This window comes from Geodermatophilus sp. SYSU D01119, from assembly GCF_054049975.1.
On sequence record NZ_JBJGYL010000003.1, the window covers coordinates 132,020 to 153,300 of the forward strand.

Genomic DNA, 21,281 nt, shown 5'->3' on the forward strand with positions numbered 1-21,281 from the left:
CGTCACTATGGTCGGCCGGGGCGGCCCGGAGCGGGCCCAGGAGCCGGGGAGAGCAGATCGTGCAGTTCAGCGAGCAGGGGACGGCGGCCCTCGCGGAGGTCCGCCGGTTCATGGACGACCACGTGTACCCGAACGAGCAGCTCTACGCCGAGCAGCTCGAGGAGGTCGGCCCGGCCGGCTACCCGCCGGTCATGGACAAGCTGAAGGCGGCCGCGCGCGAGCGGGGGCTGTGGAACCTGTTCCTGCCGCACCTCGAGCCCGACCACCCGGGCACGAAGCTGTCGAACCTCGACTACGCGCCGATCTCCGAGGAGCTCGGCAAGGTGCCCTTCGCCTCCGAGGCGCTCAACTGCAACGCCCCCGACACCGGCAACATGGAGGTGCTCAACCTCTACGGCTCGCCGGAGGTCAAGCAGCGCTGGCTGCTGCCGCTGCTGGAGGGCGAGATCCGCTCGGCGTTCTGCATGACCGAGCCGGACTCCGCGTCCTCCGACGCCACGAACATCAGCCTGCGCATCGAGCGCGACGGCGACGAGTACGTGCTCAACGGCCGCAAGTGGTTCAGCTCCGGCGCGCTGGGCGAGCGCTGCCGGGTCTTCGTCGTCATGGGCAAGACCGACCCGACGGCGCCGCGGCACACGCAGCAGTCGATGGTCGTCGTCCCGAAGGACACCCCCGGCGTCTCCTTCGGCCGCAGCCCGATGGTGTTCGGCTACCACGACCGCGGCGGGCACCCCGAGGTCGTGTTCGAGGACGTCCGCGTGCCGGCGCACAACCTGCTCGGGCAGGAGGGCAGCGGCTTCGCCATCTCCCAGGCGCGCCTGGGCCCGGGCCGCATCCACCACTGCATGCGCTCGATCGGCGCCGCCGAGCGCGCGCTGTCGCTCATGGTGGAGCGGGCGCTGCAGCGGGAGACCTTCGGGACGTCGGTGGCCCACAAGGGCGTCGTCCAGGACTGGATCGCCGAGTCGCGCATCGAGATCGACATGGCGCGCCGGTACGTGCTGCACACCGCGCACCTCATGGACACGGTCGGCAACAAGGCCGCCGCCACCGAGATCTCCGGCATCAAGGTGGCCGTGCCCACCATCGTGCTCAAGGTGATCGACCGGGCGATCCAGGTGCACGGCGCCGCGGGCGTCACCCAGTACACGCCGCTGGCCGAGATGTACGCCCACCAGCGGACGCTGCGCATCGCCGACGGCCCCGACGAGGTGCACAAGATGACGATCGCCCGGCGGGAGATCCTCAAGCACGACCCGGACTTCCGGATGTCGGGCAGCGGCACCGCCAAGCCGTGGACGGTCACCGACCAGCGCGACGACGTCCAGGTGTTCACCCGCCCGTAGCGGCACGCGCCGTCCGGCGGGCCCGCCCTACGGGACCAGGGCCCGCCGGACGACCAGGCGCAGCGCCGCCCGGCGGCGCTCGTGCTCGGCCTCGACCGCCGACGTGCTGTTCGCGACGAAGACGCCCGGGCAGGGCGCCGCGACGTCGGTGTTCCCGGCCACCGCCCCGGAGGTCGCCGGGATCGGCGGGCGCTACTTCGAGGACTGCCGGGAGGCCGAGGTGGTCGACCGGCTGCGGGGACTGCACGGCGTCCTGCCGCACGCGCTCGACCCGGTCGCCGCGCGGCGGCCGTGGGACGTGAGCCAGGAGCTCGTCGACGCCGCCCGGGCGGCCGCCTGAGCTCAGGTCACGGCTCAGGTCATGTCGACCGCGATCTTCAGCTGACCGGGGCGCGGGCTGATCGCGGCGGTGAAGGCGGCCTCGACGTCGGCGACCGGGTGCACGTGCGTGACGTACCCCTCGCGCAGCTCGGGGTGCCCGGCCAGGTAGGCGCCGGCCTCGGTGAGCACCCGGCGCCGCTCCAGCGCCACGCCCGAGCGCAGCGTCAGGTTCTTGCGCAGGAAGGTCATCATGTCGAACGGGTAGACCGGGTCGTCCGGGACGCCGAAGTAGAAGACCTGCCCGCCGTGCGCGACGGCGTCCAACGCCGGCTGCAGCGTGGACACCTGGTGGCCGACGGCCTCCACGACGACCGACGGCCGGTCGGCGTCCGACAGCCGCGCCGCCCACCGCTCGGCCCGCGCCGTGACGGTCTCGTCCACGCCGAAGACGCCCGCGACGTCGCCGCGGTCGACCGGGTCCACACCGGTCACCCGCGCGGCGCCGCGGGCCTTCAGCACCGAGCTGAACAGCAGCCCGATGGGGCCCTGCCCGATCACGGCCACCGAGCGCCCGCTCACGTCGCCGAGCTGCTCGACGGCGTAGAGCACACACGCCAGGGGCTGCAGCAGCACCGCGGTGGCCGGCGGCAGCGAGGTGTCGTAGGGCGCCAGGCCCTCGCCGTCGGTGACCACCAGCTCGGCCATCGCGTCGAACATCGACGCCCAGCCGACGACGAGGTCGCCGGGGGAGTGGTCCGGGTGCCGGCTGGCCACCACCTCACCGGCCACCTCGTGCATCGGGAAGCCCGGCGCGCGGGTGGCGCCCCAGCCGTCCTCGGCCGCCGGGTGCGGCCACACGCCGCCGCGGAAGTTGGGCAGGTCGCTGCCGCAGATGGCGCCCGCCCGCGGGGCGAGCAGCACGTGCCCGGGCGGCAGCGCGGCCGGGTCGGGCGCGGCCACCTCCACCTGCTCGAAGCGGAACGGGCCGCGCAGCGTCTGCGCCCACATGGGTCCTCCTCCGTCCTGGCCGGCGGGAGCGGGCCGCCGTCCGCCGGTCTGCAGGATGTCCGGGCCCGGCCCCGGTGGCCACCCCGCCGTCCCGGATCGCGCCCGCCCCCGCCGACCGGTAGGACGGGGGACGGGACGGCCCCCTCCCGCCCACCCCTCCGAGACCCGCGAGGCCCCGATGAGCGCCCCCCAGCTGGACGTCGACCCGTGGCTGGTCCGCGAGCCGCGCGTGGACCCCGCGACGCTCGACGTCAGCGAGTCGCTGTTCGCGCTGACCAACGGCTACGTCGGCATCCGGGGCACCCTCGACGAGGCGGAGCCGCACGGCAGCCGCGGCACCTACCTGTCCGGGGTCTTCGAGACCCACCCGCTGTCCTATCCCGAGGGCGGCTACGGGCACCCGGAGGAGGGCCAGGCGCTCATCCCGGTCGCCGACGGCACGCCGCTGCGGCTGCTCGTCGACGGGGTCCCCCTCGACGTCCGGGAGGCCCGGCCGCAGGTCCACGAGCGCACGCTGGACCTGCGCGCGGGCACCCTCGACCGCCGGGTGCGCTGGACCGTGGCCTCGGGCACGACGCTGGAGCTCACCTCCCGCCGGCTGGTGTCCCTCGCCGAGCGGGCCGTCTGCGCCGTGCGCTACGAGGTGCGCGCGGTCGACGGCCCGGCGCACGTCGTCGTGCGGTCCGAGCTCGTCGACGGCGAGGTGACGCCCACCGGCGTCGACAACGACGACCCGCGGGTGGGCGAGGTCCTGCGCAACGCCTACGAGCCGCTGATGCGCGACACCACCGGCCGCGGCGGCGCGCTCGCCTCGCGGACGCGGCGCTCCGGCATCACCGTCGCCGCCGCGGTGGGCCACGTGGTCGAGGGCGGCCGCACCGACGGCGGGACCGACCAGCGGCAGGCGGTCACCACGGTCACCGCCGACCTGGCCGCGGGGGAGTGCCTGACCATCGTCAAGGCGGTCGCTCACTCCTGGTCGCTGGACGCCGCGGCCGACTCCCTGGTCGGGCAGGCCGAGGCCGCCGTCGACTCGGCCCTCGACCTCGGCTGGGACGGGCTGCTCGCCGCCCAGCGGGCCGCGCTCGACGAGGTGTGGGCGAGCGCCGACGTCGAGGTCGACGGCGACCCCGAGCTGCAGCAGGCGCTGCGCTACGCCGTCTTCCAGCTCACCTGCTCGGCGGCGTGCATCTCCGGGGCGTCGGTCGGCGCCAAGGGCCTGACCGGCATCGGCTACAGCGGCCACACCTTCTGGGACGTCGAGGGCTTCGTCCTGCCGGCGCTGACCCTGCTGCGCCCGGCGTCGGCCGAGCGCCTGCTGCGCTGGCGCGCGAGCACCCTGGACCTCGCCCGGGAGCGGGCGCGGGTGCTGGGCCTCGCGGGGGCGTCGTTCCCCTGGCGCACCATCGACGGGCGCGAGACGTCGGCCTACTGGCCGGCGAGCACCGCCGCGATGCACGTCAACGCCGACGTCTCCCGCGCCTTCTGGCTGTTCCGCAACGTCACCGGCCGCGACCACGACGACCTCGGCGGGCTGGCGGTGCTCGTGGAGACCGCGCGGCTGTGGATGTCGCTCGGCCACGAGGACGCCGCCGGCGGCTGGCACCTGTTCGGCCTGACCGGCCCCGACGAGTACACCGGCGTCGTCGACGACAACGTCTTCACCAACCTCATGGCCAAGCGCAACCTGCTCCGGGCCGCCGAGGAGTGCGCCCGCCTGGAGACCCGGGCCGCCGAGCTCGGCGTCGACCACGCCGAGACCGCCGCCTGGCGCGCGGCCGCCGCGGCGGTGCACGTCCCGTGGGACGAGGGGCTGCACGTGCACCCGAGCAACGCCAACTTCACCGCCTACCGGGAGTGGCCGTTCGAGGACGTGCCCGCGGACACCCCGGTGCAGGAGTACGCGCACTACGCGACCTTCTACCGGCGGCAGGTGGTCAAGCAGGCCGACCTGGTACAGGCCCTGTGGTGGTGCCGCGAGGACTTCACCGCTGAGCAGGTGGCCCGCGACGTCGACTACTACGAGGCGCGCACCGTGCGGGACTCCTCGCTGTCGGCCGCCGTCCAGGCGGTCGGCTGCGCCGCGGCGCAGCACCCCGACCTGGCGCTGCGCTACCTCCGCGAGTCGGCGCTGGTCGACCTGCGCGACGTGCAGGGCGACACGGCCAAGGGCCTGCACCTGGCCTCGGTCGCCGGCACCTGGCTGGCGTTCACCGCCGGGCTCGGCGGCCTGCGGGAGGACGGCGCGGAGCTCGAGCTGGCGCCGCTGCTGCCGTCGTCGCTGTCGCGCACCGCGTGGTCGGTCACCTGGCGCGGCCGGCTGCTGCGGGTGGAGACGACGCGCGAGGGCACCACGGTCACGCTCGTGCGCGGGGAGGGGCCGGTGACCGTCGTCGTCGACGGCAGCCCGCTGCAGGTGACGGCGGAGGCGCCGGCCACCGCACCGCTGCGCGCGCCCGAGCCGCTGCTCCCCGAGCCGAGGCAGCCGGCCCACCGGGAGCCCCGGGCCTGAGCGGCTCAGCCGGGGCCGGGGGCGTCCGCGCCGGCGGCCGTCATCCGGTCGAGCACCTCGAACCAGGCGGCCCGCACGGCCGCGGGGTGCCGCCCGACCATGGCGTCGAGCCGGCCCGGGGCTGGTGCCCGGCCGCCGACGACGCCGTCGAAGGCCAGCCCGAAGACGAGGTCGGCGATCTCCTCGCCGGTCAGGCCCGCGTCGGCCAGGGGCTGCAGGAGCCAGCGCTGCCGGGCCGGGGGGACGCTCACGGAGGGACTTCGCGGCGACCGCCCGCCGCGGATGCCCGGCGTGGCGAGCACCACGGTCCCGGCCGCCCCGTCCGGGTGGGACGCCGGGGTCCCGCGCTGTCCCCGACGGCGGCACGCGCCGATGGGGGAGGGGGACCGCGACGACGCCGCCCCCGGCCTCCTTCGGCTGGACCGACGAGCTGGCCCGCCTGCGGGACCGCCCCGAGACCCTCCGGCTGGTCTTCCAGCCGATCGTCGACGTGGCCCGCGGCGTCGTCGCCGGCTACGAGGCGCTGGCGCGGTTCACCGCCGCCGACGGCTCGCCGAGCGCCGCGACCCCCGACCGCTGGTTCGCGGCGGCCGACGCCGGCGGCATCGGCGCCCGCGCGGAGGCCATGGTGGTCGAGCGGTGCCTGCGCCTGCGGCACGAGCTGCCGCCGAACTGCTTCCTGACCGTCAACGTCAGCCCCCACCTGCTGACCGACCCCGCGCTCGCCGACCTGCTGCTCGGCGCCGGGGACCTGACGCCGCTGGTGCTCGAGTTCACCGAGCACCAGGACGTGGCCGACCTGACGCCCCTGCTCGACCTGCGGGACCGGCTGCGGGACCGGGGTGCGCTGGTCGCCCTCGACGACGCCGGCTCCGGCTACTCGCGCCTCCAGCAGCTGACCGCCGTCCGGCCGCAGATGATCGAACTCGACCGCGCGCTGGTGGCCGGCGCCGACACCGACGACGTCAAGCTCGCCCTCGCCCAGCTGCTGGGCGAGTTCGGCGGCCGCATCGACGCCTGGCTGCTGGCCGAGGGCGTGGAGACGTGGGGCGAGATGGAGGCCTTCGCCCGGCTCGGCGTCCCGCTGGCCCAGGGCTACCTGCTCGGCCGCCCCGCGGAGCCGTGGGCCGTCCTCGACCCGGAGGTGGGTGCGCGGCTCCGCCGGTCGGCCCTGCGCGGGCGCCTCGTCGAGCACGTCGCCAGCCTGGTCGAGCCGGCCGAGCGGGTCGCCGAGGGCGAGCAGCCGGGCGGGCCCGGCACCGCGGTGCGCGTCGACCGGTTCGGCCACCCCACCGGCCTGCTGCTCGCACACCGCCGCGACGGCGACCCCGCGGGCCACCGCGAGGCGCCGGTCAGCCTGCGGGTGCCGGCGTCGACCGCGGTCGCCGATGTGGCGCAGCGCGTCGTCACCCGGCCCGAGGCCTGCCGGTTCGACCCGGTCGTCGTCGTCGACGACGTCGGCGCGGTCACCGGCCTGGTGCGCGTCGAGTCCCTGCTGTCCCGGCTCGCCGAGACGCAGCCGCGCGGTTGACGCGCCCCGGACCCCCGGCGCGGAGCGTCCGCGGCGGGCAGCGCACGACCCGAGCACCACCCGATCCGGAGGTCCACCCGTGAAGTCCTCCGCCTGCGGCGACGTCGTCTCCGCCTGCGGCGACGTCGTCTCCGCCTGCGGCGACGTCGTCCCCGGCTGCGGCCGCTCGTCCACCGCCGCCGACGAGGGCGGCATCCCCGCCCAGGTCGCCGGCCACGCCGCCGCCGACCACGGGCTGACCGAGGTGCCGCCCGCGCTCGTGGAGCAGGTGCGCGCGCGCATCACCACGGCCTGAGGGCCGGCTCCCGTCCCCGGGGGCGTCTCGCAGCGCGGCGATCGAGCGGGCGAGCCACTCCGCGAGCAGTGCCCGCTCGGGGCCGGCCGCCCGGCTCCGCCGGTGCGGGCGGTGCCGGAGGAGGTCCTCGCCGCTCAGCGCGCAGCGGCGGGCCGCAGCTCGGGTGCCGCGTCGGCGAGGAAGTCCGCCAGCGAGCGCGCCGGGCGGCCGGTCACCCGCTCGACGGTGTCGGTGACGGCGGCGAAGACGCCGGCCCGCACCCGGTCGAAGGTCAGCTCGGTGAGCTCCCGCTCGAAGCCCTCGAGTCCGGCGAGCGCCTCCTCGACCGGGACGTCGCGGTGGGTGACCGGGTGCCCGGTGGCGCGGGTGAGCAGCTCCGCGGTCCGCGGGAGCGGAACCGCCTCCGGGCCGGTGATCTCGTGCACCGCGCCGTGGTGGCCGGGTTCGAGCAGGGCCGCCGCGGCGACGGCGGCGATGTCGCGGGCGTCGACCCAGGCCACCCGCGCCCCCGCGCTCGGGAAGGGCAGGTCGCCGTCGGCGACGGCGTCGCGGTAGAAGCGCCGGTCGGTGAGGACCTGCATGAACCAGCTCGGCCGCAGCACCGTCCAGCTGTGCCCGCCGTCGCGCACGGCGCGCTCGCCGCGCGGAGCCCAGCCGTCCGGTCCCACCTGGTCGGCGGCCTGCTCGGAGAGCAGCACGACGTGGGTGCCGCCCGGCAGCGTGGCCATCAGGTCGGTCAGCAGCGCCGGAGCGTCGGCGCGGTCGGGCCGGACGACGTAGACCGCCTCGACGCCGGCGGTCGCCGCGGGCCAGCCGGCCGGGTCGTCCCAGGAGAAGGCGGTGGGCCGCACGCCGTCGAGCGTCACCGTCGAGGGGTCGCTGCTCCCCCCGAGCACCTCGACACCCCGGGCGGCGAGCAGTGCCGCCAGCGGGACGCCGGTCTTGCCGCGGACGCCGGTCACCAGCACACGTGTCACGTCGTCTCCCCATTCGCTTGAGCGCATCAAGTACCCGCGCCGCCATCGAAGCACGGTCGCTTGATCCGCTCAAGTAGTCTGGCGGGGTGCCCGACGCCTCCGTCCCGCTCGACCGGCAGCTGTGGGACCTCGTGTACGCCCACGACGCCGCGTGGGAGCGGGCGGCACGCACGGCCGGGCTCAGCGCGGCGCAGGCGTGTCTGCTCGACGCGCTGACCGACGGCGGCCGGACGATGGGCGAGCTGGCCGAGCTGCTGCTGTGCGACGCCTCCAACGTCACCCAGCTGGTCACCCGGCTGGAGGCCGGCGGGCTGGTGGCGCGCCGGGCCGACGCCGACGACCGGCGGGTCAAGCGGGTGTCGATCACCCCGGCCGGACGCCGGGTGCGCCGCGCCGTCCGGCGGGCCTTCGACTTCGCCGACGAGCGGCTCGGCCGGCTCACCGAGGCCGAGCGGCTCCGCTTGTCGGGCCTGCTGGGGAAGCTGCTCGCGCCGCCGCCCTGACGGTGGCGCGGCCCTCCGCTCAGGTCGTCGCGCGGAACAGCTCGCGGCCGCGGACGGGGCAGGCCCACTCGTCCTCGGGGCCCGGCACCAGCACGCAGCCGCCGAGGACCACCTCACCGCGCTCGGCGGCCGCGAGGTCGTCCGGCGACGGCAGGCCGGACACGAGCGGGACGCCCCGCGGGGACTCCGGGCGGGCGGGGCAGCGGGGGCGCGGCGGCTCGTGGTCGCGAGGGTGGGGGCGCCTGCCGACAGGACCGCTGCGCGCCGGCGGTGCGGGCGGCCGGTGTCACCCGGACGACGGACGGTCCGCCGCGGGCCGCTGGACGACGAGCGCCGCGCCGTCGGCGGCGAGCGCCTCCTCGACGTCGCGCAGGACCAGCAGGCCGGCGGAGTCGGCCGAGCGCACGCCCCGCAGGTCCACGAGGACCCGGCGGTGGCCGTCGCGGACCAGCGTCTCCACCGTGCCACGCAGCAGGTCGGCGCCCTGCGCGGTCAGGTCCCCGGTCACGCGGACCGCGCCCAGGCGGACGTTGACGACCTCGGTCGTGGTGGATCGGCTCATGCCCCCACCCTGACAGCGCCGCGCCGCCGCTCGGGCCCAGGAGCCGAGAACGTCACGGGGTCGTCATCCGGCGGCAGCGCGACGGCCGCGGGCGGCTGTCACGGCGGTGGAGCGACGAGCAGCGGGGCGTAGTCGGCCGCGGTGAGCGGCCGGTCGGTCAGCTCGCCGGTGGGCAGCGGCGCCTCCACGGGCTCGCCGTCCCGGGTGAGCAGGACGGCGTCGACGCCGGCCAGCGTGGTGGCGGTCAGCACGATCTGCGCGACGGCCAGCCGGCCCTCCTCGCCGTCGGGGACCTCGCCCGGGCCGGTCAGGTCGACCGTGGCCGTGCCGTCGGCGACCTCCGTGACGGCGAGCCCGGTGCCCGGCGGCAGCACGGTGGTGAGGGCCGCGGCCCGCTCGCCGGCGTCCGGTCCGGCGGCGAGCCGGCCGAGCAGGTCCCCGAGGCGCGCGGGCAGGTCGGCGCCGGAGACCGGGCGCTCGCGCGGCGTCAGGACGTCGCCGGGCCCGAGGAGGTGGATGCGCGCGCCGCCGTCCCCGTCGGGCGCGGCCTCCGCCGCCGCCGGGGGCGTGCCCGACCCGGACAGCAGGCCGTAGGGGACCTCGGCGTCGGGGATCGCCTCGGCGGCACCGCCGGGCAGGCCGCAGCCGGTGAGCAGGGCGAGGGCGAGCGCGAGGCCCGGCAGCCCGCGGGCGGCGCGCCTCACGCCGGCCCCGCGGGCAGGGACAGGCCCAGGCGGGCGCCGCCGGCGGGGCTCGCGGTGGCCCACGCGCCACCGCCGTGCCGGGCGGCGACGTCGGCCACGATCGCCAGGCCCAGCCCGGCGCCGGGCAGCGAGCCCCGGGCCGCGCGGGGGCCGCGGGCGAAGCGCTCGAAGACCCGCTCGCGCTCCTCCGGCGGGATGCCGGGCCCGGCGTCGTCGACGGTGAGGACGACGCTGGCGCCGCGCCGGGCCACCCTCACCGCGCACGCCCCGCCCGCGTGCCGGTCGGCGTTGTCGAGCAGGTTGCGCACGGCCCGCTCCAGCCACGCCTTGTCCCCGCGCACGACGGTCTCCTCCTCCGGGTCGCTGTCCAGCAGGTCCGCCGGGCGCCCGGTCGCGGCGAGCACCTCGCGCACCAGCCCGCCGAGGGTGACCGGCTCGTCGGCGGGGGTGCCCGGGTCGTTGTCGAGGCGGGCGAGCTGCAGCAGGTCGTCGAGCGTGGTCCGGAACCGGGCCAGCTGCTGCTCGACCAGGGCCAGGGCCTGCCGCGAGCGGTCGTCGAGGGCGTCCCGGCGGGCGCCCATCACCTCGACGGCGGTGGTCAGGCTGGTCAGCGGGCTGCGCAGCTCGTGGCTGACGTCGCCGACGAACCGCGCGTCCCGCTCGATGCGCGCGGCCAGGGCGTCGACCATCGTGTTGAAGCCGCCGACGATGGCCACGAGGTCGGGGTCGTCGGTGGGCCGGAGGCGGGTGGTCAGCTCCCCGGCGGCGATGCGGGTGGCCGCGCCGGCCACCTGGTCCAGCGGCTGCACCACGCGCCGGCTGGCCCACAGGCCCACGCCGGCCCCGGCAGCGGCCACCGCCAGCGACGCGGCGCCGAGGACCCAGCCGAGGGTGCGCAGCACCGACTCCAGCTCGTCGAGCGGGGCGATCTCGTAGACGTCCAGGCCCGCCCCGCCGACGGGGACGCCGACCACCAGCCGCGGGCCGGCGGCCGACTCGACCCGCTCCCGGCCGGCCGAGCCGGACTCGACGATCGCCCGCAGCCCGGCGGGCACGTCGCGCGCGCCCACCTCCAGGCTCGTCGAGTACCAGGACCCGCCCCGGCGCACGACGACGTCGCCGCCCTCGGTGGACAGCTCCGCGAGGACGTCGTCGACGCCGGCCCCGGCGGTGGCCAGCCGGCTGCGCAGGAGGTCGGCGTCGACGAAGGCCGCGGCGGTGGCCGCCGTCTCCCGCTGCTCGAGCAGGTACCCGCGGGCGAGCAGGAACGTCGTCCCGGCGAGGAGGGCCGACACCAGCAGCGCGCCCAGGCCGAAGGCCGCGGCGACGCGGGCGCGCAGCCCGGTGGGCCGCAGCCCCGCCCTCACTGCGGGTCCAGCCGGTACCCGAGGCCGCGGACGGTCACGACGACGCGCGGCGCGCCCGGGTCCAGCTCGACCTTGGTGCGCAGCCGGCGGATGTGGACGTCGACGATCCGCTCGTCGCCGAAGAAGCCGTGCTGCCACACCCGCTCGAGCAGCTCCGCGCGGCTGAGCACCCGGCCGGGCACGGAGGCGAGCTCGCACAGCAGCCGGAACTCGGTGACGGTGAGCGGGAGGGTGCGCTCGCCGCGCGCGACGGTGCCGGCGGCCGGCCGCAGGACCAGCGGCTCGTCCGGGTGCGCGTCCAGCACCACCTCCCGGGGCCGGCCGGCGTCGGCCGGGCTGCCCCCGGCCCGGCGTCGCAGGGCCCGCAGCCGCGCGGTGATCTCCTTGACCGCGAACGGCTTGGTCACGTAGTCGTCCGCGCCGGCCTCCAGCGCCGCGACGATGTCGTGCGTGTCGGCCCGGGCGCTGACCACGATGATCGGCAGGTCGTGGGCCCGCCGGACGTGGCGGACGACGGTGTAGCCGTCGGTGCGGCCGAGCATGAGGTCCAGCACCATGACGTCGGGCGGGTCGCGGTCGACCAGGGCGCAGGCCCGGTCGCCGTCGACGGCCTCGTCGACGGTGTAGCCCTCGTCCTCCAGGGCCCACCGCAGGGCGGTGCGGATGTGGTCGTCGTCCTCGACGAGGAGCAGGCGCGGCGACACGCTCGTCCATGCTGCCACCCCGCCGCAGGCCGGCCGGCGGAGCGCCCGGATCGTCACGGGACCGCAAAGCTCCCGCACGGCGGACCGCAACGCGGCGTCGGCAGGCTGGCGGGTGCGGACGGTCCGCGCGGACGGGGGGAGCGCCGATGACCAGCGGGGCGCCCACGGGGGAGGACGACGAGGTCGTCGTCGTGCTGGACCCGGTGGTGCTGGCCGACGGGCTGGCCGACGCCCGCTGGCTGCTGCACGAGGCGCTCCTCGGCGGGGCGCGGCGGATCGTCGTCGACCTGGCCCGCGTCGACTCCCTCGCCAGCCCGGCCCTGGCCACCTTCCTCTGGGCGCACCGCATCTGCCGTGCCCGCGGCGGGGCCGTGGTGCTGCGCGGGGCCGACGGGCGGACCTCGGACATGCTGCGCCGGACCGGCCTGTGGCGGGTGCTCCAGGTGCAGGGCGGGCGGGGGCGGCGGGGCGCGGCGCGCGGCCGGGGAGCGCCGCCGGCGTCCTGACCCGGACACGACGGTGGCCGGGTCCCGGGGGACCCGGCCACCGTCAGCGGGACGGGGTCAGCGCACCGAACGGGAGCGGGAGCCGGCGATCCCCTCGGCGACGCCGATGAGCAGCACCGCGGCGATCACGGCGACGACGAAGCCGAGCACGTTGAGCTCGAAGACGTCCCCCGTGCCGAGCAGGTTGGCGACGGTGCCGCCGATGACGGAGCCGGCGAGGCCGAGCAGCAGCGTGGCGAGGATGCCCAGCCGCTGGCGGCCGGGCGTGACGAGGCGGGCGAGGGCGCCGATGACGAGGCCGGCGACGAGGAAACCGATCATGGCCGGGGCGGGTACCTGGCCGCCCGGGCCGGGAAACCGGCCGTCACGGGACCGTCATGTCCCGCCCCCGGACACGCGACGGGCGCCGACCCCCGAGGGGACCGGCGCCCGTCGCGCGGGAGCAGGGACCTACTTGAAGACGTCCTTGACCTTCTCGCCGGCCTGCTTGAGGTTGCCCTTCGCCTGCTGGCCCTCGCCCTCGGCCTGCAGGTCGCGGTCGCCCGTGGCCCGGCCGACGGTCTCCTTGCCGCGGCCGGCCAGCTCGTCCACCTTGTTGCTGATCTTGTCGTCGTTGCTCATGCGCCGGGGGTACCCGGCGCCCGCCGCGGCACCCGTGCCGTCACGGGACCGTCATCTGCCGCTCAGCGGCCGGCGCGGTCGCGGTAGCGGGCGGCCCGCTTCGCGGCGGCCTCCCGGCGGCGCCGGCGGTCGCGCTCCTCGCGCTCCTCCCACCGGGCCTCGCGGATCGCGCCCGCGGTGCCGACGGGGTAGCCGGCCTTGACCACGCGGTTCTCGGTGGCCTCGACCATGTAGGCGAGCGAGTAGACCAGGCCGAGGGCGACGCCGCCGCCGGCGACGGCGATCCGCAGTCCCCACGGGGCGGGGAGCACCAGCATCACCAGGGCGATCGGCACCGCCATCTGCACGAGGCTGCGCACGACGTGCCGCGCCCACCAGGTGCCGGTGGTGGTGTCGACCAGCACCCAGCCGCGGTGCCGCGCGGGCAGCCCGCCACCGAGGGCGTACCAGAGCCAGCGGTGCGGAGCCGGGCGGACGACCGGCTCGTCGGCGGTGCGGGGGGCGGTCACGACGCGGCCCCCGTCCCGAGCGCCTGCTGGGACGCGGCGATGACGCGGGTGAGCGCGTCGTGCAGCGCGGTCAGCTCCTCCAGCGGCATCCCGAGGCGCTCGACGATGCCCGCGGGGATCCGCTCCGCCTGCGCGCGCAGCTCCCGGCCCCGGTCGGTCAGCGTGAGGGCGAGCGTGCGCTGGTCCCCGGGGTCCCGCTCGCGGCGCAGCAGGCCGGCGGCCTCGAGCCGCTTGAGCAGCGGCGAGAGCGTCCCCGGGTCGAGCTGGAGCAGCCCGGACAGCCGGGTGACCGACAGCGAGCCGTGCTGCCACAGCGCCAGCATCACGAGGTACTGGGGATGGGTGAGGCCCATCGGCTCGAGCACGGGACGGTAGACGGCGACGACGTTGCGCGCGGCCACCGACAGGGCGAAGCACACCTGCCGGTCGAGGGCCAGCACGTCCTCGGACAGCGCGGGGGACCCGGGTGGTGTCACACCTCCACGGTAGACCCTTGGCGGCCCAACGGTTGGGACACCAAGGAGTCGTCGGTCACGCCCGGACGCGGGCCGGGTTCGCCATCTCGAGGAGCACGTCGGCGTGGCAGGGCTCGTCGACCGGGCACCAGCAGGCCAGGTCGCGGCCGCGCAGCAGCCGGCGGGCCTGCTCGCGGTGCGCCTCGCCGGCCCAGCGGCGGTACCACGCGACGGCGGTGGCGCGGTCGGGGCAGCGGACGACGAGGGCGCCGTCGTCGTACCGGCCGGGCTCACGGTGCGTGGGCACGGGCCAGGCCGCCGGGTCGGACCCGTCGCCGTCGGGGAACAGGTAGGTCTCGCCGACGCGGAACGGGTTGCCCCAGCGGGAGGGGCGCGCGACGACGACGGTGCCGGCCGGCTTGCGCCAGCCGCGCGCCCGGGACAGCTGCACGCGACGCGGTGCGGTCATGCGTCCATGCTGGTCAGAGGGTGTGACAGGTCCGTGCCGGCGCTCACCCGTCCGGGTGACGGTGCCCTCAGCCGACCACCCAGGTGTCCTTGCCGCCACCGCCCTGGGAGGCGTTGACCACCAGCTCGCCCTCGGTGAGCGACACCCGCGTGAAGCCGCCCGGCAGCACCACCGTCCCGCCGTCGGTGCAGAAGGCGTAGGGCCGGTAGTCCACGTGCCGCGGCACGAGCGCGCCGTCGACGACGGTCGGGTGGGTGGACAGGGCCACCGGCTCCTGGGCGATCCACTCGCCGGGCGCGGCCAGCACCTCGGCGCGCACCCGCTCGAGCTGCTCCCGGGTGGCTCGCGGGCCGATGAGCACGCCCCAGCCGCCCGAGCCCGACCGCGGCTTGAGCACCAGCTCGGGCAGCCGGCCCAGCGCCTCCCGGCACTGCGCCGGGTCGCCGAGGTCGTAGGCCGGCTGCGAGCGCAGCAGCGGCTCCTCGCCGGTGAAGAAGCGGACGAGGTCCTCGACGTAGGGGAAGGTGCGCTTGTCGTCGGCGACGCCGGTGCCGAAGGCGTTGACGACGGCCACCGTGCCCGCGCGCAGCGGGCCCAGCAGCAGCTCGCCGAGCTCGTTGGGCCGGCCGTCGTCGTCGGTGAGCCGCTCCTCGCTGGTGCGCCGCCACAGCAGGTCGACCCGGCGCCCGTCGGGCAGGAGCAGGTCCTCCCCGCGGGCGCTCAGCTGCGAGGGCAGCACCACCGGCGCGCCGACCATCTCGCCGAAGCGGTCGATCTCCCACGGCACCGAGCTGCGGGGCCCGTCGCCCAGCACGGCCAGGACCGGGTCGGGCAGGTCGGTGGCGTCGGCGAGCATCCGCCGCATCGCGGTCACCGCGACCTCGCGCACCGGGGCGGGGCCCGGCTCCACGCCCAGCCGGGGGGCCACCAGGTCCCGCGCGGCCAGGGCGAAGGCCAGCAGCGACGGCGTGCGCACGTTGTCCTCGAGGACGACGAACCGCCCGTCGGCGCCGCGGACGAGGTCGGGGCCGGCCATGCCGATCCAGCGCCGCGGCGTCGCCAGGCCGGGCGCCAGGTACCGGTTGGTGTCGACGACCTCGGCGGGCAGCACGCCGGCGCGCACCGCCTCGCGGGGGCCGTGCGCGTCGGCGACGAAGGCCTCCAGCGCCCGCAGCCGCTGGTCGAGCCCCGCGGCCAGCTCCGCCCACTCCGACCGCTCGAGCACCCGCGGCACCGGGTCGACGGCGAACAGGTGCGCCTCGCCCTCCGGGCCGTGCTCCATGCCGAGGCCGGCGACCGCGCGGGCGACGTCGGCGGCGAGCGCGCCCGGGCCGTACGCCCGGACGGCGGCCAGCGCCGCCGCCGCGTGCGGCCGGTCGGAGCCGTCGGGCAGCAGCGCCTCGTCCAGGCTCGTCCCGCCGCTCACGCGGCGTCCGCCCGGCGCGCCGCGGACGCCCGCTCGGCGACGGCGAGGGCCGCGCGGGCCACCCACCGGCCCTGCTCCGGGTCGGTGACGTCGAAGCCGAAGGGCGCGTTGGCCTCCAGGGCCACGAGCCGGCCCCCGGGCTCGATGAGCACGTCGACGCCCATGAGGCCCCCGCCGAGGGCGGCGACCATCCGCTGGGTCAGCTGCGCCATCTCCGGCGACGCCTCGTACACCCGCGGGTAGACGGTGCCGTGGGTGACCAGCGCGCCCTCCTCCCGCGACTTCTCGTAGACCAGGGAGGTGCTGGTGGGCGTGGCGAACACGCGCGCGCAGGCGGGCTCCGCGATCCACTCCTGCAGCAGCGACGTGCCGCGCCGGTGCCCGCCGGCCGCCTCGTCGGCGCGCCAGCCCTCCTCGATCCGGCGGGCGGCGTCGAGGTCGCCGACCAGCTCGATGTAGCGGGCGCCGTCGCCGAGCGAGGGCTTGAGCACCATCGGCCGCCCCGGCATCGGCCACTCGCGGAGGCGGGCGAGGTCCCACGCGGCCGGCTGGGGCACCCCGGCGGCGGCCCAGACGGCGTGCGTGACGAGCTTGTCGGCCGACGCGACGATCGAGGTGACCGGGTTGAGCAGCGGCACTCCGGAGGCCTCCAGCAGGGTGGCCAGGGCGAAGGTCGGCGCGTAGCCCACGACCTCCTCCACGAGCACGTGCGCGATCGCCAGGTCGTAGTGCCCCGGGGGCGGGCCGGTGACCGGCCAGTCGTCGGGCACCCGGGCCAGCCGCTCGACCTCCGCGCCCTCCTCCCGCAGCGCCCGCACCCAGGCCGCGGCGTAGCCGGCGTCCTCGTACCAGTCCTCGTCGGTGATCACCAGCAGCACGCGCACGCGGCCCTGATGCCCCCGGGCCGGGCCGCTCGAACCCCGTGCGTCCGATGCAGCACAGACGCAACACCGCGGACACCCGCCCGGGCGCCCCGCGGTCCTACGGTGCGGGCGCATGACGCAGGTGATGCCGGGCCGGTCCCGGGAGGCGCGCACCGCCGCCGCGCGCCGCCGGCGCTACACCGCGGAGCTGGCCGGTGTCCTGCCGCCCAGCGGGCCGTTCGAGGCGTGGCGGGCCGCCGGGGGCGAGCCGGCGCCCGACTTCGCCCGGCTGCCGGCGCGCACCGGCCTGTGGTCCCCGGCCGAGGGCCTCCCGAGCGGCCGCGCCGGTGCCGCGGGGTGGCCGGCCCGCCGGGCCGTGCTGCGTGCGCGCTGGCGGCGGTGGCTGACCGGCGACCTGCCGCCCGCGCCACACCGCACGCCCGCCCGCGTCGCCCCGGCGCGGACCGACGGCGGCGTCGAGGTCCGCGAGCTCGTCGTCGGCGACGGTTGGTCGGTGCGGGCGCGGCTGCTGCTCCCGGTGCCCGCGCCCGGCGTGCGCCGGGACGTCCCGGTCTACCTGCTGCAGTCCAGCCACGGCCCCTGGGCGGAGGCGGCGCTGGCCCGCGGCTGGGGCGCGTGCCTGGTCTCGGCCGCCGACGGCGGCGACGACACCGAGGACGTCGAGCGGGCGCACCCCTCCGTCGTCGCCGGCCGGCTGGCCTGGCGGGCCTGGGCGCTGTCGCGGGTGCTCGACGTCCTGCAGGACCAGCCCGGGGTGGACGCGCGGCGGGTGCTCGTCGGCGGGCACAGCCGCAACGGCAAGACGGCGCTGCTGGCCGCCGCCTTCGACGACCGGTTCGCCGGCGTCGTCTCCAGCTCCAGCGGCGTGCTCGGCGCGATCCCCGCCCGGCTGTGCACCGACCGGCACTTCGGCGAGGGCGTGGAGCTGCTCACCCGGCACTACCCCGGCTGGTACCACCCGCGGCTGCGCTGGTTCGCCGGGCGCGAGCACCGGCTGCCCACCGACGCCCACGAGCTGCTCGCGCTGGCCGCGCCCCGGCCGGTGCTGGTCTCGGTCGCCGTCGAGGACCCGGTCGAGCGGGTGCCGGCCGCCCGCGCCGCCGTCGACGCCGCCCGCGACGCCTGGGCCCTGCTCGGCCGGCCCGGCGCGCTGGAGCTGGCGCTGCGCCCGGGCGGGCACCGCGCCGACGAGTCCGCCGTCGCCGCCCAGCTGGACTGGGCGCAGGCGGTGCTCGGCGGCCCGCCCCGCCGCGCCGCGCGACCGCGGGTGGCGCCGTCGCCGGTGCCGTGGCCGACCGACCGGGTGCGCCCGGGACCGTGGCCGGTGCGCGGGGAGGAACTGCGCGCCGCCGTCCGCGCCGCCCTCGGGCCGGCCGGGGACGCGACGGTCACCCCGGACACCGGGGCCACGGGGGAGGAGCACCTGCGGACCCCCGACGGCGTCGCGGTCACCCTGCTGACCCCGCCCGGCGGGGGCGGCGGCCGGGGGCTGGTCCTCTGGCTCGGCCCGCCGTGCGCGGCGACCGGCTGGCGGGCCGGCTACGAGCAGGCCGAGCCGCTGCCGGCCCAGCTCGCCGAGGCCGGCTGGGTGGTGGCCTGCCACGACCCGGTGGGCAGCGGCGCCCGGCACGCCGAGCAGCCCGGCCCGGGGTCCTCGCCGCTCGCCCGGATGACCGCCGACGCCGCGGCGGTCGCCGCCGTCGCCGCGGCGGCGACCGGGCACGACCGGCCGTGGGTCGCCGCCTACGGCACCGGCGCCCTGGTGGCGCTGCACCTGTCCGCCCTGGGCGACGTCCCGACCGCCGGGGCGGTCCTGGTCGCGCCCAGCTGCGGCGAGCCGCTGCTGCGCGCGCGGCCCGGGTACACGCTGGCCGACCTCCTGGCGACGACGGCCGGCGCCCCCGCGGTGGTGCTCGACCCGGCCTGGGACCCCGAGGCCCCGCCCGGCGCGGTGGCCGCCGCCTGCCGCGCGGCCGGCGTGCCGCGGGTGCCGCTGGCCGACTGGCACCGGCTCTCCGCGGACACCCGCACCGCGGTGGTCGGCTGGCTCGACCGGCACGGCCCGCAGCGCGCCCGGGTGTGACGGGTGCAGGATCGCGGCACCCGAGTCCCCAGGAGGCACCCGTGATCGACGACGTCGTCGCCCGCTGGCACCGCTACGTGGACGAGCGGCCGCCGGGCGCGCTGGACGAGCTCCTCGCCGACGACGTCGTCTTCCTCTCCCCGGTGGTGTTCACGCCGCAGGAGGGGAAGGCGGTCACGACCCGGTACCTGGAGGCGGCGGCGGTCGCGCTGGCCGGCGAGGGCGCCTTCCGCTACACGAAGGAGGTCGTGGCGGGCGACACCGCGGTGCTGGAGTTCGAGACCACCCTCGGCGGCCGGTACGTCAACGGCGTCGACATCATCCGCTGCGACGACGCCGGGCGGATCGTGGAGTTCCGGGTGATGGTCCGCCCGCTGCAGGCGATCCAGGCCGTGCACGAGGCGATGGGCCGGCAGCTGGCCGCCGGCTCCTGACCGGCCGCCGCGCGGTTGCCCGGTGGCACCGGGTGTCACTAGCGTCCGCCGGGTGGCGCCCCCGTCCCCGCCCGACGTCCCCGGCCCCGGTCCCGACGACGACCCGGTGGTGACCGGCTCGCGGGTCCGCCACGACGCCGGCGCCTCGGTGCGGGAGGTGCGCCGCCGGGTGGCCGCCCACCTCGTCGGCCGCGCGCACGAGCTGGACCTGCTGCTGGCCGCCGTCGCCGCCGGGCGCGACGTCGTCCTGGAGGGCCCGCCGGGGACCTCGAAGTCGACGCTGCTGCGGGCGATCACCGCCGAGTGGGGCGTGCCCCTGGTCTTCGTCGAGGGCAACGCCGACCTCACGCCCACCCGGCTGGTCGGCCACCACGACCCGGCGCGGGTGCTGCGCGAGGACTACCGGCCGGACAACTTCGTGCCCGGGCCGCTGGTGCAGGCGATGCGCGCGGGCGGGTTCCTCTACCTCGAGGAGTTCAACCGGGCGCCGGAGGACACGCTCAACACGCTGCTCACCGCGATGGCCGAGCGGCGGCTGGCGGTGCCGCACGTCGGCGTCGTCGAGGCGCTCCCGACCTTCCGCGTGGTCGCCTCGATGAACCCCTACGACGCGATCGGCACCACCCGGCTCTCGTCGTCGATCTCCGACCGGCTCGTGCGGCTGGCCGTCGGCTACCAGGACGCCGAGGCCGAACGGGGCATCGTGGCCCGCCGCACCGGGCTGGCCTCGCCGCGGCTGGTGGCCGACGCCGTCGCGCTCACCCGCGCCACCCGCGGCCGCGAGGACGTGCGGCAGGGCAGCAGCGTGCGCGGCGCGATCGACCTGGCGCTGGTGGCCGCCCAGCTCGCCGACATGCGCGAGGTCGCCCTGCCCGACGAGCCGTCGGTGGCCCCGCCGCGCGGCCTGCCGGAGGACTACACGGGCACCGTGCTCGACGCGCTGCTGCTCGCGCTGTCGGGCCGGATCGCCGTCGACGAGACGGTCGAGTCCACGCCCGAGGCGGTGCTGCGCGAGATCTGGGAGGACCACTTCCTGCTCGCGCCCGCCGCCGCCGACCCCGGTTGAAGGACCGTCGAGGCAGACACGCCCCTCACCCGCCGCCGGGAGCGCGGCGGCGGGCCGCGCGGCACGCGGCCGCTGCGCAGGAGGCCCAAGCAGCTCACCGAGGCGCCCGCGCTCTACCGCCCCGCGCCGGGCGGCGACGGGCTGGCGCTGAGCTCCGGCGACCGGCGGCGCGCCCGCACCGGCGGCCCGGCCGGCGGCTCGGCGCCCGGCACCACCGACGAGCCCGCCGAGCTGGTCCCGCTGGCCGACCTGGCCGCCGACGGCGCCGCGGACCGGCAGACCCGGCAGCGGGCCCGGGCCATCGCCCGGCGGCTCGCCGTGCCCCGCCCGCCCGCCGACCGGCGCCCCCGCCGCGGGGTGGGCGAGCTGCGCACGCTGCCCTGGAGCGGCGGCTCCGACGAGCTGGACCTGGAGCGCACGCTCGACGCCGTCGCCGGCAACCCGTTCCCGGGGGAGCGCGACGTGCTGGTGCGCGAGCGGGTGCGCCGCCGCCGGTCGGTGGTGCTCGTCGTCGACGTGTCCGGGTCGATGAAGGGCGAACGGGTGCGGACGGCGGCCGCGGCGGTGGGCGCGCTGGCCGGGGAGCTGGCCCGCGACCGGGTCGGCGTCGTCGCGTTCTGGTCCGACGCCGCGGTGCTGGTCCGGCCCGGCGAGACCGTCGCCCCGCTCGCCGTCCTCGACCTGCTGCTGCGCGTGCCGACCCAGGGGCTGACCAACGTGTCCTTCGCGCTGGGGACCGCCGCCCGCCAGCTGGCCGGGGTGCCCGCCCGGGACGCGCGGGTGCTGCTGCTGTCCGACTGCGTGCACAACGCCGGGCCGGACCCGCGGCTCACCGCGGCGCGCCTGCCCCGGCTGGACGTGCTGCTCGACGTCTCCGGGGAGAAGGACGTCGACCTGGGCCGCGACCTCGCCCGGCTCGGCCGCGGCCGGGTGCGGCTCGTGCGCGACCACTCCGACGTCGCCGCGGCTTTGGGCGCGCTGTTCGCCGAGTGACC

The 21,281-nt window shown here is 77.7% G+C and carries 26 protein-coding genes; 11 read left to right on the forward strand and 15 right to left on the reverse strand.

Annotation, left to right across the window (positions count from 1 at the left end):
* Positions 1-59: 59 nt before the first annotated feature.
* Complete coding sequence (locus tag ACI79X_RS03315) at positions 60-1,349, forward strand: acyl-CoA dehydrogenase family protein (RefSeq protein ID WP_457023987.1); 1,290 nt, start codon at positions 60-62, stop codon at positions 1,347-1,349.
* Between the two features lie 103 nt (positions 1,350-1,452).
* On the forward strand, positions 1,453-1,689 hold the full coding sequence (locus tag ACI79X_RS03320) for a hypothetical protein (protein WP_457023988.1): 237 nt from the start codon (positions 1,453-1,455) through the stop codon (positions 1,687-1,689).
* Positions 1,690-1,703: 14 nt separating this feature from the next.
* Here the strand turns inward: ACI79X_RS03320 and ACI79X_RS03325 are convergent, their stop codons facing one another.
* Positions 1,704-2,678, reverse strand: coding sequence for a zinc-binding dehydrogenase (locus ACI79X_RS03325; protein ID WP_457023989.1), 975 nt, complete (start codon positions 2,676-2,678; stop codon positions 1,704-1,706).
* A 178-nt stretch (positions 2,679-2,856) separates the two neighbouring features.
* Between ACI79X_RS03325 and ACI79X_RS03330 the strand changes: the two genes are divergently transcribed.
* On the forward strand, positions 2,857-5,190 hold the full coding sequence (locus ACI79X_RS03330) for a glycoside hydrolase family 65 protein (RefSeq protein WP_457023990.1): 2,334 nt from the start codon (positions 2,857-2,859) through the stop codon (positions 5,188-5,190).
* A 5-nt stretch (positions 5,191-5,195) separates the two neighbouring features.
* On the opposite strand, the gene ACI79X_RS03335 is transcribed toward ACI79X_RS03330, so the two are convergent.
* Positions 5,196-5,441, reverse strand: coding sequence for a hypothetical protein (locus ACI79X_RS03335; RefSeq protein WP_457024083.1), 246 nt, complete (start codon positions 5,439-5,441; stop codon positions 5,196-5,198).
* A gap of 215 nt (positions 5,442-5,656) precedes the next feature.
* On the opposite strand from ACI79X_RS03335, the gene ACI79X_RS03340 reads away from it, so the two are divergent.
* Positions 5,657-6,721, forward strand: coding sequence for an EAL domain-containing protein (locus ACI79X_RS03340; RefSeq protein ID WP_457024080.1), 1,065 nt, complete (start codon positions 5,657-5,659; stop codon positions 6,719-6,721).
* Between the two features lie 79 nt (positions 6,722-6,800).
* A complete protein-coding gene (locus ACI79X_RS03345) occupies positions 6,801-7,016 on the forward strand; it encodes a DUF1059 domain-containing protein (protein WP_457023991.1) in 216 nt (71 codons plus the stop codon).
* 134 nt (positions 7,017-7,150) lie between these two features.
* Here ACI79X_RS03345 and ACI79X_RS03350 read toward each other — a convergent pair whose 3' ends face one another.
* The gene (locus ACI79X_RS03350) at positions 7,151-7,993 is read right to left on the reverse strand and encodes a nucleoside-diphosphate sugar epimerase (protein ID WP_457023992.1); all 843 of its coding nucleotides are present in this window, start codon (positions 7,991-7,993) and stop codon (positions 7,151-7,153) included.
* Positions 7,994-8,079: 86 nt separating this feature from the next.
* Here ACI79X_RS03350 and ACI79X_RS03355 point away from each other — a divergent pair, with 86 nt between their 5' ends.
* On the forward strand, positions 8,080-8,496 hold the full coding sequence (locus ACI79X_RS03355; protein WP_457023993.1) for a MarR family winged helix-turn-helix transcriptional regulator: 417 nt from the start codon (positions 8,080-8,082) through the stop codon (positions 8,494-8,496).
* Positions 8,497-8,515: 19 nt separating this feature from the next.
* Here the strand turns inward: ACI79X_RS03355 and ACI79X_RS03360 are convergent, their stop codons facing one another.
* From ACI79X_RS03360 to ACI79X_RS03380, 5 genes are all read right to left on the reverse strand, one after another.
* On the reverse strand, positions 8,516-8,659 hold the full coding sequence (locus ACI79X_RS03360; protein WP_457023994.1) for a hypothetical protein: 144 nt from the start codon (positions 8,657-8,659) through the stop codon (positions 8,516-8,518).
* Positions 8,660-8,782: 123 nt separating this feature from the next.
* A complete protein-coding gene (locus ACI79X_RS03365) occupies positions 8,783-9,058 on the reverse strand; it encodes an STAS domain-containing protein (RefSeq protein WP_457023995.1) in 276 nt (91 codons plus the stop codon).
* Positions 9,059-9,156: 98 nt separating this feature from the next.
* Positions 9,157-9,762 carry a GerMN domain-containing protein gene (locus ACI79X_RS03370; RefSeq protein WP_457023996.1) on the reverse strand — a complete coding sequence of 202 codons (606 nt, stop codon included), beginning with the start codon at positions 9,760-9,762 and terminating at the stop codon, positions 9,157-9,159.
* Positions 9,759-11,129: a sensor histidine kinase gene (locus tag ACI79X_RS03375; protein ID WP_457023997.1), complete on the reverse strand. Its 1,371-nt coding sequence runs from the start codon at positions 11,127-11,129 to the stop codon at positions 9,759-9,761. The genes ACI79X_RS03370 and ACI79X_RS03375 overlap by 4 nt, the downstream gene beginning before the upstream one ends.
* Positions 11,126-11,833 (reverse strand): response regulator transcription factor, encoded by a 708-nt coding sequence (locus tag ACI79X_RS03380; protein WP_457023998.1) that lies wholly within the window; start codon positions 11,831-11,833, stop codon positions 11,126-11,128. The genes ACI79X_RS03375 and ACI79X_RS03380 overlap by 4 nt, the downstream gene beginning before the upstream one ends.
* A gap of 146 nt (positions 11,834-11,979) precedes the next feature.
* Here ACI79X_RS03380 and ACI79X_RS03385 point away from each other — a divergent pair, with 146 nt between their 5' ends.
* Positions 11,980-12,339, forward strand: coding sequence for an STAS domain-containing protein (locus ACI79X_RS03385; RefSeq protein ID WP_457023999.1), 360 nt, complete (start codon positions 11,980-11,982; stop codon positions 12,337-12,339).
* 57 nt (positions 12,340-12,396) lie between these two features.
* On the opposite strand, the gene ACI79X_RS03390 is transcribed toward ACI79X_RS03385, so the two are convergent.
* From ACI79X_RS03390 to ACI79X_RS03420, 7 genes are all read right to left on the reverse strand, one after another.
* Positions 12,397-12,660 (reverse strand): GlsB/YeaQ/YmgE family stress response membrane protein, encoded by a 264-nt coding sequence (locus tag ACI79X_RS03390; RefSeq protein WP_457024000.1) that lies wholly within the window; start codon positions 12,658-12,660, stop codon positions 12,397-12,399.
* A 129-nt stretch (positions 12,661-12,789) separates the two neighbouring features.
* On the reverse strand, positions 12,790-12,960 hold the full coding sequence (locus tag ACI79X_RS03395) for a CsbD family protein (RefSeq protein ID WP_457024001.1): 171 nt from the start codon (positions 12,958-12,960) through the stop codon (positions 12,790-12,792).
* 62 nt (positions 12,961-13,022) lie between these two features.
* A complete protein-coding gene (locus ACI79X_RS03400; protein ID WP_457024002.1) occupies positions 13,023-13,469 on the reverse strand; it encodes a DUF5313 family protein in 447 nt (148 codons plus the stop codon).
* On the reverse strand, positions 13,466-13,945 hold the full coding sequence (locus ACI79X_RS03405) for a MarR family winged helix-turn-helix transcriptional regulator (protein ID WP_457024003.1): 480 nt from the start codon (positions 13,943-13,945) through the stop codon (positions 13,466-13,468). Before ACI79X_RS03405 ends, ACI79X_RS03400 begins: the two co-directional genes overlap by 4 nt.
* A gap of 55 nt (positions 13,946-14,000) precedes the next feature.
* On the reverse strand, positions 14,001-14,393 hold the full coding sequence (locus tag ACI79X_RS03410; RefSeq protein ID WP_457024004.1) for a DUF4326 domain-containing protein: 393 nt from the start codon (positions 14,391-14,393) through the stop codon (positions 14,001-14,003).
* 67 nt (positions 14,394-14,460) lie between these two features.
* On the reverse strand, positions 14,461-15,819 hold the full coding sequence (locus ACI79X_RS03415) for a circularly permuted type 2 ATP-grasp protein (protein WP_457024005.1): 1,359 nt from the start codon (positions 15,817-15,819) through the stop codon (positions 14,461-14,463).
* Entirely contained in the window at positions 15,816-16,703 is an 888-nt protein-coding gene (locus ACI79X_RS03420) for an ATP-grasp domain-containing protein (protein ID WP_457024006.1), read from the reverse strand. Before ACI79X_RS03420 ends, ACI79X_RS03415 begins: the two co-directional genes overlap by 4 nt.
* Before the next feature lie 112 nt (positions 16,704-16,815).
* Here ACI79X_RS03420 and ACI79X_RS03425 point away from each other — a divergent pair, with 112 nt between their 5' ends.
* The 4 genes from ACI79X_RS03425 to ACI79X_RS03440 all read left to right on the forward strand — a co-directional run bounded on the left by ACI79X_RS03425 (position 16,816) and on the right by ACI79X_RS03440 (position 21,279).
* Complete coding sequence (locus tag ACI79X_RS03425) at positions 16,816-18,786, forward strand: glucuronyl esterase domain-containing protein (RefSeq protein ID WP_457024007.1); 1,971 nt, start codon at positions 16,816-16,818, stop codon at positions 18,784-18,786.
* 41 nt (positions 18,787-18,827) lie between these two features.
* Positions 18,828-19,220, forward strand: a complete 393-nt coding sequence (locus ACI79X_RS03430) for a nuclear transport factor 2 family protein (protein ID WP_457024008.1) — start codon at positions 18,828-18,830, stop codon at positions 19,218-19,220.
* A 52-nt stretch (positions 19,221-19,272) separates the two neighbouring features.
* Positions 19,273-20,286, forward strand: a complete 1,014-nt coding sequence (locus ACI79X_RS03435; protein WP_457024009.1) for an AAA family ATPase — start codon at positions 19,273-19,275, stop codon at positions 20,284-20,286.
* A 318-nt stretch (positions 20,287-20,604) separates the two neighbouring features.
* A complete protein-coding gene (locus ACI79X_RS03440; protein WP_457024010.1) occupies positions 20,605-21,279 on the forward strand; it encodes a vWA domain-containing protein in 675 nt (224 codons plus the stop codon).
* The last annotated feature ends 2 nt before the right edge of the window (positions 21,280-21,281 follow it).